Below are 14,973 nucleotides of genomic sequence, written 5' to 3'. Positions count from 1 at the left end.
ATAACCCATAACAAAACGAAATCAGCAGCCAATTTCATAGTCGTGAAATTGGCACAGAAGTGGCTTTAGTGGATTTATGTTTTGTATACAAAAAAACCAAAACATACATACACTAACCGTCCGCACGCCTGACCCACGACTCAAGCTGCAGATGCCCCGAACCCAGTGATTCCTTACCCTGTGACGAAGATTGTCGAGCCCCCTCGCTCAAGCACAGTCATCCAGGGCCGGAGTCAGGAGCATGCCGGAATGCGTACCAGCCCTTCCAACAACATCGCACTGGATCTGCCCTCCTCGCTGCATTCGCACAACGTCCAACAACCGGTCGCCGATGCGGCCCCCATCGCGCTCAGCCCACGCCTGCACAACCTCGACCTGGCACCGACCAAGGTCGAAGGCCGGCGCTGGGGTGGCTACAGCATCTTCGCCTTGTGGACCAACGATGTGCACAACATCGCCAACTACTCCTTCGCCATCGGCCTCTACGCCCTGGGCCTGGGCGGCTGGCAGATCCTGCTGTCCCTGGGGATAGGCGCGGCGCTGGTGTATTTCTTCATGAACCTGTCCGGCTACATGGGGCAGAAGACCGGGGTGCCGTTCCCGGTGATCAGCCGCATCAGCTTCGGCATCCATGGCGCGCAGATTCCGGCACTCATCCGGGCAGTGATCGCCATCGCCTGGTTCGGCATCCAGACCTACCTGGCCTCGGTGGTGTTTCGCGTGCTGCTCACGGCCATCCATCCGGGCTTCGCCGATTACGACCACAACTCGATCCTCGGCCTCTCGACCCTGGGCTGGGCCTGCTTCCTGGTGATCTGGCTGGTGCAACTGGCGATCCTCGCCTATGGCATGGAAATGATCCGGCGCTACGAAGCCTTCGCCGGGCCGATCATCCTGCTGACCGTGGCCTGCCTGGCCGCCTGGATGTACACCCAGGCCGACGGGCAGATCGCCTGGTCGATCCGCGAACCTCTGACCGGCAGCGAAATGTGGCGGCAGATCTTCGCCGGCGGCGCCCTGTGGCTGGCAATCTACGGCACCCTGATCCTCAACTTCTGCGACTTTGCCCGCTCCTCGCCGTGCCGCAAGACCATCAAGGTCGGCAACTTCTGGGGCCTGCCGGTGAACATCCTGGTGTTCGCCACCATCACCGTGCTGCTGTGCGGCGCGCAGTTCCAGATCAATGGCCGGGTCATCGAAAGCCCCACGGAGATCATCGCCTCGATCCCCAACACACTGTTCCTGGTCCTGGGCTGCCTGGCCTTTCTGATCGTGACCGTGGCGGTGAACATCATGGCCAACTTCGTCGCCCCGGCCTTCGTCCTCAGCAACCTGGCGCCCAAGTACCTGACCTTCCGCCGCGCCGGGCTGATCAGCGCGGCGCTGGCGGTGCTGATCCTGCCGTGGAACCTGTACAACAGCCCGCTGGTGATCGTGTATTTCCTCTCCGGCCTGGGCGCCCTGCTCGGCCCGCTGTACGGGGTGATCATGGTGGACTACTGGATCCTGCGCAAAGCCCAGGTCAACGTGCCGCAGCTCTATAGCGAAGACCCGCAAGGCGCCTATTTCTACAGCCGCGGGGTCAACCTGCGGGCAGTGGCGGCCTTTATTCCCGCGGCGCTGATCGCCATCGTGCTGGCCCTGGTGCCGGGTTTTGCCAGCGTCTCACCATTCTCCTGGCTGATCGGCGCCGGCATCGCCGGGATGCTCTACCTGATCATCGCCAAGCGCCAGCCCGGCTACGCGGACGTCAGCGGCGAAAGCATCGCCGTGGACAACGTCAGCCATTGAACCTGCCCGGCCCGGCGCGCCGGGCCTGAACTGCCCAACCTGCAAGGAACCCTCATGCGAATTCTCGTGGTCAACGTCAACACCACCGACTCCATCACCCAGGCCATCGCCCACCAGGCACAAAGCGTGGCAGCGCCGGGCACCGAGATCATCGGCCTGACTCCCTACTTCGGCGCCGAATCGGTGGAAGGCAACTTCGAAAGCTACCTGGCGGCCATCGCCGTAATGGACCGGGTGCTGGCCTACGACCAGCCCTATGACGCGGTGATCCAGGCCGGCTACGGCGAGCACGGCCGCGAAGGCTTGCAGGAACTGCTGAACGTGCCAGTGGTGGACATCACCGACGCCGCCGCCAGCACTGCCATGTTCCTTGGCCACGCCTACTCGGTGGTCACCACCCTGGACCGCACCGTGCCGCTGATCGAAGACCGGCTCAAGCTCTCCGGCCTTTATGACCGCTGCGCCTCGGTGCGGGCCAGCGGCCTGGCGGTACTGGAGCTGGAGGAAGACCCGCTGCGCGCCGTGGAAGCCATCGTGCGCCAGGCCGAACGGGCGGTGACCGAGGACAAGGCCGAAGTCATCTGCCTGGGCTGCGGGGGCATGGCCGGCCTGGATGAACAGATTCGCCAGCGCACCGGGGTGCCGGTGGTGGACGGAGTAACGGCAGCAGTGACCATTGCCGAGTCCCTGGTGCGTCTGGGGCTATCCACCTCCAAGGTACGCACCTATGCCACGCCCCGGCCCAAGCGAGTGCTGGGCTGGCCCTTGCGGGCGGGGCGCTGAGGCCGGCGGTACATAGACTCGTCGCCAGGCCGGTTCCTACAAGGCGCTGAAGGCCTGAGCCAGGCCTTGCTCGGCGAACTGCTCAATGACGAAGTCGACGAAGGCCCGCGTCTTGCCCGGGAGCATCTTGTGCTCGGCGTAGTAGATCGAGGTAAAGCCATCGTCCACGTACCAGTCTGGCAACACCCGCTGCAAGGCCCCGGAACGCAGGTAATTGACGGCAAACGGCATGCTCACCAAGGCCAGGCCCAGCCCTTGGGCCGCGGCGATGCAGGCGGCCTCGGAATCGCTCATGGTCATGCTGGCCTTGAGCTCCAGCGGGCACATCAGCCCTCCCCGACCGGTCATCTGCCAGGTGCGGATGCGCCCGGTCTGGGGGGAGCGGATAAGAATCCCCCGGCAATGCCGCAGGTCTTCGGGCCCGTTGATCGGTGCCCGCCCCCGCAGGTAATCGGAGCTTGCCACCAGCACCCGGTGAGCCGGCGACAGCCGCCGGGCGACCACTCCCTGGGGCAATTCGAAACCGCCGCCAATGGCCGCATCGAAACCTTGGCCGATCAGGTCCACCTGGCGGTTGTCGAAATGCCAGTCGGGATGAATATCCGGGTAGCGGCGCAAAAAGGCGCCGAGCATCGGCACTATGTACAGCCCGCCAAACACCGTGCCCATGCTGACCTTGAGCGTCCCCGCCGGGCGCCCCTGGGCATCGGCCAGGGTGCTGACCGCGTTCTGGATGGTCTGCAGGCTGTCGGCAACTTCCGCGAGAAACAGGCGGCCGGCCTCGGTCAGGGTCAGGCGTCGAGTGCTGCGCTGGAACAGGCGCACACCAACCCGGGTTTCCAGCTTGGCCACGCTCTTGCCCACCGCCGCCGGGGTCAGGCCGAGCCGCCGCGCCGCCTCGGCAAAGCTGCCGACTTCAGCGCTGCGGACAAAACATTCGATACTGCTAAAGGCTTCCATAGAGGCCACTCTAAACTTTTGGTTTACACAGAGTATAGGGATTACCGGCTACACAGAGGCTAATCCGCGGCAGATACTCGCTCCAAGCACAAAGGCACCCGGCCTTGAATCTCTGGAGAAGCACATGAGCACATATGACCTCAGCGGCAAAGTAGCCTTGATCCAAGGCGGTTCCCGCGGCATCGGCGCAGCCATTGTCGAGCGCTTGGCGGCAGAAGGCGCCAGCGTCGCCTTTACCTACGTCAGTTCGGCGAGCAAGGCCCAGGCCCTGCAGGACAGCATCATCGCCAAGGGTGGCAAGGCCCTGGCGATCCACGCCGACAGCGCAGACGCCGAGGCCATCCGCCGCGCAGTGAATGACAGCGTCAAGGCCTTTGGCCGACTCGATATCCTGGTCAACAACGCCGGGGTGCTGGCCATTGCGCCATTGGACGAGTTCAAGCTGGAGGACTTCGATCGGACCCTGGCCATCAATGTGCGCAGCGTATTCATCGCCACCCAGGAAGCCGCACGACACATGGGCGAAGGTGGCCGCATCATCAACATCGGCAGCACCAACGCCGACCGTATGCCCTTCGCCGGTGGCGGCCCCTACGCCATGAGCAAGGCCGCGCTGGTGGGCCTGACCAAGGGCCTGGCCCGGGACCTTGGCCCGCGGGGCATCACCATCAACAACGTCCAGCCCGGCCCGGTGGACACCGACATGAACCCGGCGGACAGTGACTTCGCCGCGAGCCTGATGGACCTGATGGCTATCCGTCGCTATGGCCATGCCGAGGAAGTCGCCGGTTTCGTCGCCTACCTGGCCAGTGCCGAAGCGGGCTATATCACCGGCGCCAGCCTGACCATCGACGGTGGCTTCGGCGCCTGATCCTCACCCGCATAAAAAAACCGGGCCGGGGCTCTACGCCCCGGCCCGACCACCGTGCAACCGGTGCGCAGGATCAATCAGGGTTCGCGGCGCATACGATGTTGATGATTCGATCAGGAACAAAGATGAACTTCAGCAAGCGCCCGCCAGACAGCCAGCGTTGTACCGTTGCATCCTCCAGCACCTGGGCCTTCACCGCCTCTTCCGTCATCCCCCGCTGCAGCATGATGCGAGTACGCAACTTGCCATTGATGGAGACCGGGCATTCAAACTGCGCCTCATACAGCACACTTTCGTCGGCGACGGGATAGCCGCAATCAAGGATCGACCGCGAGTGCCCCAGCGCCTCGGACCATAGCTCTTCAGTAATGAACGGCGCATAGGGGTGCAACAGCTTGAGCAACAGCTCCAGCACGCCACGCTTATGGCACTGCAACACGCTGAGCTGGTTCACGCAGATCATCAGAGCGGCAATCGCAGTGTTGTAGGACATATCCTCGGTGGCACGCCCCACCTTGGCAATCGCCGTGTGCACCGCCTTGAGTTCCTCGTCGCCGGGCTCAAGGTCATCCACGATCACCGCGCCCTGCTCGTCCAGAAACAGGCGCCAGACCTTCTGCAGGAACTTGTGCGGGCCATCGATGGATTGCGTCGACCAGATGGCGGTCTGGTCGATCGGCCCGAGGAACATTTCATGCAGGCGGAAGGTATCGGCCCCGTAGACCTCGATCAGGTCATCGGGGTTGACCACGTTGTACTTGGACTTGGACATCTTTTCCGACAGGCGATCACACAGGAACACGCCTTTGGAGCAGACGAACGTGCCTTCGGTGTAGGTTTGGCGCCATGTGCGAAGAGCGTCGATATCCACCTGGTTCTTGTCATTCACCATGCTGATATCGACATACAGCGGCTGCACGTCCCGCCCGTCCTTGAGATCGGCAGAGACGAACTCATGGGTCGTCTTGTCCCGATAGATGATCGCCGAGACGCCGAGGATCATGCCCTGGCACAGGACCCGCTTGAAGGGTTCGGAAAAACTCAGCAATCCGCGATCCTTGAGGAAATGCGTCCAGAAGCGCGAGTACAGCAGGTGGCCGGTGGCATGCTCGGATCCGCCGACATACAGATCCACGGCCTGCCAGTAGGCCAGGGCCTCCTTCGACACGGGCTCATGGCTGTTGGTCGGATCCATGTACCTGAGGAAGTACCAACTCGACCCGGCCCAACCCGGCATGGTGGTGGTTTCATACTTAAAGCCGCCGTAGCGCCAGCTACTGGCTCGCTCCAAGGGGGGCTCGCCCTCGCTGGTCGGCAGGAAGGCCTCGATATCGGGCAAGGTCACCGGCAGGTCCTGCTCGGGAACCACTCGAGCAATGCCCTGCTCGTCGTAATACACCGGGATCGGCTCGCCCCAATAGCGCTGACGGCCAAAAATCGCATCGCGGATACGGTAATTGAAGGTGCGCTTGGCGGTTCCGGTCGCCACCAGGCGCTGCAGAATCCACTCGGTGGCCTCGGCACGCAGCATGCCCGTGGCTTCCTGAGAGTTGATCAGGCGGCCTTCATTGATCAGGAACGGCTTGTCAGCCTGCTCTGCCCCCTCATAGATATGCACCACAGGCAGATCGAAGGCCTGGGCAAAGTTGAAATCCCGTTGGTCCCCGGAAGGTACCGCCATGATGGCGCCCGTGCCGTAATCGGCCAGGACGTAGTCGGCAATCCAGATCGGCAGGTTTTCGCCGGTCAAGGGGTGGACGGCATAGGCGCCGGTGAACTGGCCGGTGATCCGCTCGGCCTTGGCCATCCGTTCGCGCTCGGAGCGCAAGGCCACTTCTTCGCGGTAATTGGCCACTGCGGGCTTGAGAGACGCTGAAGTGATTGCCTCGACGGCCTCATGCTCAGGCGCCAGCACCAGGAACGTTGCGCCATACAGCGTATCGGGGCGGGTCGTGAAGACCTTGATCGCGGTCTGAGAATCACGCACCTGGAAATCAATTTCCGCGCCCTGGGATTTGCCGATCCAGTTGCGCTGCATGTCCTTCAAGGCTTCCGGCCAATCCAGGCTATCGAGCCCCTCCAGCAGGCGATCGGCATACGCGGAAATTCGCAGCATCCACTGCTTCATTATCTTTTTCTGAACCGGGTGGCCACCCCGCTCGGAGAAACCGTCCTTGATTTCGTCGTTGGCCAGCACCGTGCCCAGGGCCGGGCACCAGTTCACATAAGAGTCGGCGCGATACGCCAATCGGTAGTTCATCAGGAACTCCGACTGCTGCAAAGGCGAGAAAGCGGCCCACTGTTGCGCGCTGATGGTTGTGGTCCGCGAATCAGACCAGGCATTCACCCCGGCATTGCCGGATTGTTCAAAACGCCGGATCAGGGCATCGACAGGCTGGGCCTGGTGGGTATCGAGGCAGAACCAACTGTCGAACAGTTGGGAGAATATCCACTGCGTCCAGTGATAGTACTGAGCATCGGAAGTCTTGATCTCGCGGTCCGGGTCATAACAGAAACCCAGTTTTCTCAACTGCGACTTGAACGTGGCAATGTTCTTGTCAGTGGTCACTCTTGGGTGCTGTCCGGTTTCGATTGCATACTGTTCCGCGGGTAATCCGAAAGAGTCGAAACCCATGGGATGCAAAACATTGAAACCAGCCATTCGTTTAAAACGACTATATACATCAGTCGCAATATATCCGCGCGGATGCCCAACATGCAGACCGGCACCCGAAGGATAAGGAAACATGTCAAGGCAATAATATTTAGGCAGAGAAGTATCTAGTTCAACGGAGTAATGCTTTTCATTTTCCCAGCGAGCGAGCCATTTATTTTCTATCTTCCTGATACTTTCCGTCTTCATGAACAACTCCTGAAAAATGCCGCACGCACTCATTTACGAGGGCGGAATATATTACAGTCGACTACCATTCGCAACGCGCGGCAGATTGCTTTAGGAGACGCACTTAATGTTCGAATAAGCTATTTTCGGGTTTGCGCCCAAGCATATAGGCACGCCCTTGTTGAGCATTAGATCTGCCGCAGATTGCCCAGTTGCTATCATCTCGTTCAGCGCTTGCAGATAACCGCTCTCGAGCTTGGTTGCTCCCTGGTACTGCAACCCCTGAGCGGCCAGCCCGACCAAGCGTCCAATCCCTTCGGCAAGCGAGTTCCCCGCCCCATCGACCCCGGCCATGCCGAACTCCGCGGCCTGGGCATACTTGCGATTCAACTCGGAGGGCGTCTGCGCGCCGAGCATGTCCAACGCGGCATCAAGCGCCTCTTCGCTATAGGCCAGGCCCTTCCAAAAGGCCGCGAGTGAAGCGGCGAAGTGAGGTGCACAGGTGTCGGCCGAGCGAAACTCGACAATGTTCTTCAGCCGAGCCTCAGGGTAGAGAGTACCCAGATGCATGATCCAATCCTGCAGCGTCGCAGCGCCCGAGGCAGCCCCCAGGCGCATGTAGTCGCGAAAACTCAGGTCGTTCATGTGGATCAACTGCCCTTCCCGCTGGATGAACAGCAGTGGTTTCTCCAGGGCCCAGTCAACATAGTGCTCAAAGGCATGGGCGCTGAAGTGTGCATGCAACATGAACTCGGGAATACCGGAGCGTTGCTGATCGAATTGGGTCCAGGCATGCATCCGATGACTCTTATAGCGGCTGGTGACCGCCGAAAAGTACGGAGAGTTAGCGAACAAGGCGACGATGTAAGGCTGACAGGCAACCCCCAACTGCAACAACTTGCCCGCATGCTGCTCGGAGAAGTAGTCGACGGAAATCTGCATCGAGGCCGTCATCTTCTGCCCGGCCGAGGCCCCCGAGACCTTTTCCAGGATAGGCATCATGTGCAAGTAGCGAGTACGCGGCACCGTCGCCACCGACGCCACGCCCCCGTAGGGCCGATAACCGATGGGCAGCAACGAAATGGCCAGGCCCTGGCAGACCCGATCCAGTTCCCGCAGAAACACTTCGAGTTCGATAACAACATCGGACACCAGACGCAACGCCGATGAAGAGAACTCTACCTGGCCACCAGGCTCCAGGCTGATGACCGTGCCGCCGCGCCTCAAACCGATAATCAAGCCGTCGTCATAAACTGGCGAGTAGCCATATCCCAGCAAGCCCTTGAAGATGCTCGACAGGCTGCGCAAGCCAAAAAACGGCACACTCAGGGAAGTCGCCTTATCAATCAGGATCAACTCGTATTCAAGTCCGATCAATGCCGAAGTCCGGCGTTTGATATGCCGATGAAAATAGGCAATACAATCTTCCTTGGTGATGGCTCTTGCGCCCAATACTTCCAGCAATTCAGCGGCCATATTGATTCCCTCCTACTAAGCCAGCAGATCCTGGAGATCAGTGAGTGCCATCACCAACGTATCGATATCTTTGCGACTGTTGTAAAGATGCATCGAGACCCGCAAGGCGCCATTAATTCCACTGTTGCGGTAGAGCGGCTGGTTGCATTGGTAGCCGGAACTCAGTGCAATGTCGTAACGATCGGAAAGAATCCGCGAGACAAATCCGATATCCACCTTGCCGACGGCAACCAGAGGAAAAATCGGCAAGTGCTGCGGCCCGATGGGGAAGGCGATTTCAATATTGCGCACCGATTGAATCTGCGACAGGAAATAGCGCTCCAGATCCTCATCGTGGTCTTGAACCCACTGCCCGCCCAAGCTGTTTATATAGTCGACCGCCGCCCCCAGTCCGATGGCCCCTTCAATGTTCGGCGTGCCGGCCTCGAACCGACCGGGGCCGGATTGATAACTGACATCGCCCTGCTCCACTTTGTTGACCATGCCGCCGCCATAGCGATAGCTCTGCATCGACGCCTGCAGATCTCGCCGCATGTACAACGCGCCAACCCCCGAGGGGCCAAACATCTTGTGCCCGGAAAGGGCGAGAAAATCACAATCGATCTGGCCGACATTGACCGGGATATGGCCAACGGTCTGCGCCGCGTCCAGCAGGCTCAAAGCCCCCCTTGCCCGGGCGATCTGACAGATCTGCCTGACGGGTTGCACATTGCCGGTGACATTCGATGCATGGCAGACCGCGACCAGACGGGCCGGATCGGCGGCAAGCAACGAATCCAGATGATCCAGGTCGATACAACCGTTCTGATCCAGACGGGCAACCGTGACTCGACACCTGGACAACCAGGGCAGGAGATTGGAATGGTGCTCCAGGGGCGAGACCACGACATGGTCGCCATTGCCCAACGCCAGCCCATGGGCGAGCAGATTGATCGAGTCCGTGCAATTGGCGGTAAAGATCACTTCATCGGCGCTGCACCCCAGAAAGCAGGCCAGCTTGTTGCGCGACGACTCAAACAGTTGGGTGGACAGCTGAGCATACTGATGATTGGAGCGCCCGACATTGCTACCGGCATGCAGGTAAAAATCAGTGATGGCGCTGATCACCGACGCGGGTTTCAACGAGGTGGATGAACTGTCCAGGTAGATCCGCTGATTATCCCGAAAGAACGGAAAGTCACTGCGCGCATCCGGCAACACCATGCATTTCACATCCAAGGCTTGCATAACATTCTCTCTTTTTTAGTGAGGGACGACTCTTCACGGACCCGCTATTTGATAATCGCGAACTTTCCCGAGGCTTGTGGCGCAATGCTTGGAACGGCCATTGACTCAACAGTACGCATGCGGCCAAACCAGCCACGCAGGCACCGCTCGACGACCGCCAGGGCGGCGTCGTGTTCCTGGACATCGGAAACGTAAAACAGCGTGACCTTGTGCTCGGTCACCTGCAGTTGATACTGCCGGACCCAAGGCGCGGAAACGGCAAACAGCTCATCAAGATCGGCGAGGGTCTTGAGCTCCCCATCATCGGTCACCAGGCAGTCCCTGATACGGCCATGCAGCTTCAGCAAAGGAATGTCATCCACGGCGCCGAAGACCTTATTCGACCACTCGCCTTCCGGCACTTCGACAAGATCCCCGGTGGCATAGCGCAACAAAGGCATCAGCGGGTTTTTCCAGGACGTGACAATCAACTCGAACAGATTGCGCCGGGCCAGGTACGGTTTGAGTTCGACCAATGTGTCGTGGCCACAACGGACAAAAGTGCCGCTGCGGTTCTGCATGAACAGTACGCCCAGCTCCGTCGAGCCATACATGCTCAGAACTGGCAAACCATAGGCGCTCTCGATGAGCCGGCGAACATTGGCGGTCATGTACTCGTAGGAAGCCGCGATGTAGTCAGGGATGTACAGAGGCTCAGTAATCCGGTACTGCGCACGCTTGCTGAGGAAGATCGCGAGATAGGTCGGATCTATCTCCAGAAGCTTTGGCGCAAACATCCGCAGTTCCGCATCGATGCGCTGGACATCGGTGAGCGTCCAGCGCGTAGGGTCCGGATGCGTATTCAGGCTTAGCACCCCATTATGGATACGCTGCTGGTAGTCCGGGTCGTCAAGAAAACACGACACCGCGGAACAGGCCGCCGTCGTCAGTACCGCTTTCCTGTCGTGCTCCATCGAATAACCAACCATGTCCGCCACCCGCTGATAGGCGCGCGTGAACTCACGCCCCCACCAGCCCTTGTAACGAATGATCTGGAGAATCTGGGAGCTGCTCCCGGAGGTATTGGCAAACTCGACATCGCCGCCCTCGATGCCGACACGCATCGCCTGGGTCATGAAGTTTCCAGGAAACCCGGAAATGATTGCCTTCTTGTCCAGCAGCGGAATACCGGCGGAGTCGCCCACCTCGAAGAATGAGTCGAGGCGCTTCATCAAGGGCTGATAAAGGGGCACCTGGAAGTGTTCAATTGACATGTTGCCGACTCCTTGTGGCAGCCTCACTGGCGAATGTTTTCCATATCTGCAGGTGCTCGGGATGATTGAGCAGGGTCTTTTCTATATGCCCCTGCAGCCCCAGGACGAAATGCTCGTGACTGGCCAGCTCGACCGCCTCGATCACCCCATCGGCAGCCCTCGCGCAGGCTTTCAAGCTCGGCGCCAGGCGCTTGATCGCTTGGTGGTGCACCGACGAAACGCTGAAACTGCGCTTGTCGATAATTCGATAGAGCCGGCTCTGCGGATCGACGTCCACAGGGTGATAGTTGATCCAGCCATCGGGGTCGATCGCGTGCTCGATCCCTCGATCGGGGATCTCCTGATACAGCGAGCCGCCTTCGGCAACGTTGATCAATTGCAGGCCTCGGCAGACTCCGAGAATCGGTAGCTGTCGAGACCTGGCCTGCCGGTACAAGGCCAACTCCAGTACGTCACGATCCTTGTCGGGACTGAGCATCAGCGGCCGCTTGTAAGGCTCGCCAATCCCGGATACCAGCGCCGAATAGCTGACCTCGCAATCCTCGCCGTAATGGCTAGGACAAAGGTCCTGACCGGAGCCCAGCAACAGCCCGTCGGCCATGCTGAACAGGCGTTCCAACGCCTCAACGGGCATCCCCGGCACCACCACCAGCGGAACACAGCCCAGGCTGATCAGCAGCTCGGTGAAACTGCAATTGAGAACATTCATCGCCAAGGCAGCGGAGTGATTGATAGCCAGCCGCTGGCGTGCGGCGCTGATGAGAATAACGGGCTGCATCATTCAATTCCCTGAATAGGTACCTGCACCGCGCCTACGCGCAGTGCCCAGGTTTCATGGCGTCGGTGTCAGTGACTGGCGCGCAGGCAGCGCATCGAGGTAGCTGGCAATCGAGTCCAGCTTCAGTCGGTCATAGGAGTAACGCTGGTCCGGCTCGGTATCGGGCATCTTGGTGCCGGCACGCATGGCCGATTCGACGAAGATGCCCAGCAAGGGATTGACCTCGAGGACATAGAACTTGCGGTCCGCGCTCGACTGGACCATGTCGACGATCGTCCCATTGATTCCCAACACCTGGGCGGCCTTGAGCGCAACTTCAACTTCGCCTCCCAGGATGCGCGGCGTCATTTCACCGCCCGCGGAAATATTGGTCTTGAAGCTGTGTTTCTTCTTGCGGCTGTAACCGCCCATCAACTCGCCATTGAAGATCTCGACCCGACAATCGTAATCGCCAAACTCGATGTATTGCTCAACGTAGTAATCACCGAGAAAGTGCGCCGTCGCCTGGATGAAGTCGATGAACTGTTCAGCCTCCACAAAGCGCATCACACCCACGGCCCCATGGCCCGAGCGGGGCTTGTAGACCAGGCTGCCCCAGCGCGCAAAGAGTTGGTGGATGACCGCATCATCAATCTGGCTACCCAACAAGGCGGAGTCGGGTACGTTCACTCCATGTATGCGCAACAGCTGGTTGGCCTTGAACTTATCGCGACAGTTGAAGAATGAAACACACTCGTTCACCACCACTACGCCACCGTCTTGCAACGCCCGAAGAATATCGGCCTGATACGGCGACTGCTCATCGGCGTTCATATGAAACAGGGCATCGAACTCACTTAGGCAGCGCCCACAGGCGGTATAGACCTTCCCGGAAATGACATGGCATTGGCGCATGTCGAAATCGGAAAAAACCACAAAGCCTTTTTCCTCAAGCAACTCACGAAGCATTTGCTTGGGAATATGGCCGTTGTCGTTTTCATACATCCACAGCACTACCGAACGACGACTTCTGGCTGAAGTGCTCATCGCACAATCTCCGTGTTGCTATCTGCTACCGAGGGTGGGCATGGCGTGCCGTGGCACGCCATGCATGATTCAGAGAATGACCGAGAGCGGGTCTTTGTAAGACTCGCGCTGAGTCAGGCCATACCACCAGCGACGAACGTTCTCATAGTTGAATACGATGCTTTCGCTCTGCGCTTTAAGGATGTAATCGGTGTACTGGACAAACGCCAGGTCGGCCAGGGACAGCGAGTCCCCCACCAGGAATCGCCCCTCCTCGCCAATGGCGCGATCCATGGCGGCGTAGATGGCGTTCAACTTCTCCTCGGCCTCCTTGACCACCGCCTGGTCAGTCTGTCCGCCGTACATGGGCAGGAACAGCTTTTGCCAGACCAGGGCATAGGCCTGGGGCGTGAAATAGCTGGAGTCCACGCTGAGCCACTGATCCATCCGCGCAATGTCTTGCCGGCCCTGCGGAATCAACGAAATACCGGGTAGGATCGCCTCCAGATAACGGTTGATAGCCTGCGACTCATAAAGGGTCAGGTCACCGTGGATCAGCACCGGAACCTTGCCGAACGGGTTAAGACTCAAGTGCTCGTCCGACTTGTGCGCACCGGTCCCCAGGTCGATGCTGACAAACTCCACCGGCGTGTTCTTTTCCTTCAGAACCATCAGCACACTGCGGGTGCAGGCGCTGTTTTCGTTGCCGATCAACTTCATGCGGCGCGCAGTCATTTACCCATCCCCATTTGCGACCCCATGTCCAGGGTATTGCCGAAGGTCCAGCCCTTGCGGATCACATTGCCGTCAAAGTAGGCAATATCCATGTTGTCCACGTTGACCACCCGGTTGGACGCCGGAATACCTTTGAGAGGCCCCTTGTGCGTCGCGGTGAAGATCCCCTGGTGAATCACGAAGTCCCCTACCGACCACATGTTGGTCATGTTGATGGAGGCATCGGGGAAGGCTTCGGCCAGCATCACGAAGTCGTCCCGCGAATGGTCCTTGCCCACGGCCAACCCGGGGACCATCTGGTCATCCCATTCGATGTCGTCGCTCATGCAGTCGAGCCACGGCTCCAACTGCTTGCTCAGCAGCAGCTCGTTGTAGTGGCGCATCTTGGCCAGGTTCTCGAAGCGCGGCTTCAGCGTCTTGCAGTCATAGATCTCGCACGGCTCGGTCAGTGACGGCACGCTGCGCCCCTGATCGTTGATCACGCCGAGCTGGATCAGCAGGGTGTAGGGGTCCTCGTAGGTGTGCTCCTTGGTCACGCGGAAATCACTGTCGAACCAGAACAGGCTGGCGGCGATCAGGCCAACCTCCTTGTTGCTCGGCTCAACGCCCATGTAGGCCTGGACGTGCCGCCCCTTCCAGCCCCACACGGCGATGAGCACATTGTCCTTGAGAAACAGGATGCGGTCGGCCAGTTGCATGTCGGCGAACGTGCCCTGCCACTCCTGGTAGTGCTCGAGGATCTGCATCACGCCGATGCGGTCAGGCTGTCCGGGAGATTTGCGAATGGCATCTGCCGCGTACAAAGATGCCAAAGACTTGTAGTCTTTAGTACGGACCGCAGTCAGATAGCTCTCACGAAATAAGGTTAGGCTCATCTTTATTACCAACTTTGTGAATGAATGGGTTCAACTTTGCACTGCAGCAGTACTTCAGGCATCGGGTCATCACTGGGGGACTCGAAGTCCATGCCAAAGATTTCCTTGTTTTCCTGCTTTATCCACTTGTCAAAGGGATGCTGGGAGCTCGCCAACTTTGCGAATGCCGCATTCAAATCTGGCGCCGCCAAATAACAGATAAAAAGCTCCATCTCGCCAAAAGGCTGCAGGAACCAGTTCTCCTCAACCGTATCGAGGCGCTCCAGAAACTGGCGAAAATCGGCATTGCGTTCATTGCGGATCAACTGGGCAAACTTCAGGAAACGCTCTTTCTTGTCACCGGGTAAAGGCACCGCAAAAGCAATGGTCTGCATAAA

At 59.3% G+C, this 14,973-nt stretch carries 13 protein-coding genes; 3 read left to right on the top strand and 10 right to left on the bottom strand.

The window, feature by feature from the left end; genetic code table 11:
• The first annotated feature begins 249 nt into the window (after positions 1 to 249).
• Together AC1RL5_RS27835 and AC1RL5_RS27830 are read left to right on the top strand one after the other, a co-directional pair.
• Positions 250 to 1,791 carry an NCS1 family nucleobase:cation symporter-1 gene (locus AC1RL5_RS27835; protein ID WP_123576682.1) on the top strand — a complete coding sequence of 514 codons (1,542 nt, stop codon included), beginning with the start codon at positions 250 to 252 and terminating at the stop codon, positions 1,789 to 1,791.
• A gap of 54 nt (positions 1,792 to 1,845) precedes the next feature.
• Entirely contained in the window at positions 1,846 to 2,574 is a 729-nt protein-coding gene (locus AC1RL5_RS27830; protein WP_019093271.1) for an aspartate/glutamate racemase family protein, read from the top strand.
• A gap of 36 nt (positions 2,575 to 2,610) precedes the next feature.
• Here the strand turns inward: AC1RL5_RS27830 and AC1RL5_RS27825 are convergent, their stop codons facing one another.
• The gene (locus AC1RL5_RS27825; protein WP_093406385.1) at positions 2,611 to 3,534 is read right to left on the bottom strand and encodes a LysR family transcriptional regulator; all 924 of its coding nucleotides are present in this window, start codon (positions 3,532 to 3,534) and stop codon (positions 2,611 to 2,613) included.
• A gap of 124 nt (positions 3,535 to 3,658) precedes the next feature.
• Here AC1RL5_RS27825 and AC1RL5_RS27820 point away from each other — a divergent pair, with 124 nt between their 5' ends.
• Positions 3,659 to 4,405: a 3-oxoacyl-ACP reductase family protein gene (locus AC1RL5_RS27820; RefSeq protein ID WP_011060170.1), complete on the top strand. Its 747-nt coding sequence runs from the start codon at positions 3,659 to 3,661 to the stop codon at positions 4,403 to 4,405.
• Between the two features lie 73 nt (positions 4,406 to 4,478).
• Here the strand turns inward: AC1RL5_RS27820 and leuS are convergent, their stop codons facing one another.
• The 9 genes from leuS to AC1RL5_RS27775 all read right to left on the bottom strand — a co-directional run bounded on the left by leuS (position 4,479) and on the right by AC1RL5_RS27775 (position 14,970).
• On the bottom strand, positions 4,479 to 7,268 hold the full coding sequence (gene leuS / locus AC1RL5_RS27815) for a leucine--tRNA ligase (RefSeq protein WP_492589936.1): 2,790 nt from the start codon (positions 7,266 to 7,268) through the stop codon (positions 4,479 to 4,481).
• Positions 7,269 to 7,358: 90 nt separating this feature from the next.
• Positions 7,359 to 8,723 carry a glutamate-cysteine ligase family protein gene (locus tag AC1RL5_RS27810; RefSeq protein WP_093406390.1) on the bottom strand — a complete coding sequence of 455 codons (1,365 nt, stop codon included), beginning with the start codon at positions 8,721 to 8,723 and terminating at the stop codon, positions 7,359 to 7,361.
• A gap of 15 nt (positions 8,724 to 8,738) precedes the next feature.
• Entirely contained in the window at positions 8,739 to 9,950 is a 1,212-nt protein-coding gene (locus AC1RL5_RS27805; protein ID WP_072451605.1) for an aminotransferase class V-fold PLP-dependent enzyme, read from the bottom strand.
• 44 nt (positions 9,951 to 9,994) lie between these two features.
• Positions 9,995 to 11,203, bottom strand: coding sequence for a phenylacetate--CoA ligase family protein (locus tag AC1RL5_RS27800; RefSeq protein WP_093406400.1), 1,209 nt, complete (start codon positions 11,201 to 11,203; stop codon positions 9,995 to 9,997).
• Positions 11,193 to 11,984, bottom strand: coding sequence for a gamma-glutamyl-gamma-aminobutyrate hydrolase family protein (locus AC1RL5_RS27795; RefSeq protein ID WP_220223926.1), 792 nt, complete (start codon positions 11,982 to 11,984; stop codon positions 11,193 to 11,195). Before AC1RL5_RS27795 ends, AC1RL5_RS27800 begins: the two co-directional genes overlap by 11 nt.
• Positions 11,985 to 12,035: 51 nt before the next feature.
• Positions 12,036 to 13,007: an ATP-grasp domain-containing protein gene (locus AC1RL5_RS27790; protein WP_220223925.1), complete on the bottom strand. Its 972-nt coding sequence runs from the start codon at positions 13,005 to 13,007 to the stop codon at positions 12,036 to 12,038.
• A gap of 69 nt (positions 13,008 to 13,076) precedes the next feature.
• Complete coding sequence (locus tag AC1RL5_RS27785) at positions 13,077 to 13,721, bottom strand: glutathione S-transferase family protein (RefSeq protein WP_123576686.1); 645 nt, start codon at positions 13,719 to 13,721, stop codon at positions 13,077 to 13,079.
• Positions 13,718 to 14,596, bottom strand: a complete 879-nt coding sequence (locus tag AC1RL5_RS27780; protein WP_072451610.1) for a nuclear transport factor 2 family protein — start codon at positions 14,594 to 14,596, stop codon at positions 13,718 to 13,720. The genes AC1RL5_RS27785 and AC1RL5_RS27780 overlap by 4 nt, the downstream gene beginning before the upstream one ends.
• 5 nt (positions 14,597 to 14,601) lie before the next feature.
• The gene (locus AC1RL5_RS27775) at positions 14,602 to 14,970 is read right to left on the bottom strand and encodes a hypothetical protein (RefSeq protein WP_072451611.1); all 369 of its coding nucleotides are present in this window, start codon (positions 14,968 to 14,970) and stop codon (positions 14,602 to 14,604) included.
• Positions 14,971 to 14,973: the final 3 nt, after the last annotated feature.

It is taken from the genome of Pseudomonas sp. GW822-FHT06D10 (assembly GCF_058799535.1).
The sequence above is the reverse complement of the archived record's forward strand: the minus strand, read 5'-3'. Positions and strand labels throughout refer to the sequence as shown.

Bases quoted from the DNA above. Each gene is read 5' to 3' on its own strand.
- AC1RL5_RS27835 (WP_123576682.1), top strand. From the start codon at position 250: ATGCGTACCAGCCCTTCCAACAACATCGCACTGGATCTGCCCTCCTCG.
- AC1RL5_RS27830 (WP_019093271.1), top strand. From the start codon at position 1,846: ATGCGAATTCTCGTGGTCAACGTCAACACCACCGACTCCATCACCCAG.
- AC1RL5_RS27825 (WP_093406385.1), bottom strand. From the start codon at position 3,534: ATGGAAGCCTTTAGCAGTATCGAATGTTTTGTCCGCAGCGCTGAAGTC.
- AC1RL5_RS27820 (WP_011060170.1), top strand. From the start codon at position 3,659: ATGAGCACATATGACCTCAGCGGCAAAGTAGCCTTGATCCAAGGCGGT.
- leuS (WP_492589936.1), bottom strand. From the start codon at position 7,268: ATGAAGACGGAAAGTATCAGGAAGATAGAAAATAAATGGCTCGCTCGC.
- AC1RL5_RS27810 (WP_093406390.1), bottom strand. From the start codon at position 8,723: ATGGCCGCTGAATTGCTGGAAGTATTGGGCGCAAGAGCCATCACCAAG.
- AC1RL5_RS27805 (WP_072451605.1), bottom strand. From the start codon at position 9,950: ATGCAAGCCTTGGATGTGAAATGCATGGTGTTGCCGGATGCGCGCAGT.
- AC1RL5_RS27800 (WP_093406400.1), bottom strand. From the start codon at position 11,203: ATGTCAATTGAACACTTCCAGGTGCCCCTTTATCAGCCCTTGATGAAG.
- AC1RL5_RS27795 (WP_220223926.1), bottom strand. From the start codon at position 11,984: ATGATGCAGCCCGTTATTCTCATCAGCGCCGCACGCCAGCGGCTGGCT.
- AC1RL5_RS27790 (WP_220223925.1), bottom strand. From the start codon at position 13,007: ATGAGCACTTCAGCCAGAAGTCGTCGTTCGGTAGTGCTGTGGATGTAT.
- AC1RL5_RS27785 (WP_123576686.1), bottom strand. From the start codon at position 13,721: ATGACTGCGCGCCGCATGAAGTTGATCGGCAACGAAAACAGCGCCTGC.
- AC1RL5_RS27780 (WP_072451610.1), bottom strand. From the start codon at position 14,596: ATGAGCCTAACCTTATTTCGTGAGAGCTATCTGACTGCGGTCCGTACT.
- AC1RL5_RS27775 (WP_072451611.1), bottom strand. From the start codon at position 14,970: ATGCAGACCATTGCTTTTGCGGTGCCTTTACCCGGTGACAAGAAAGAG.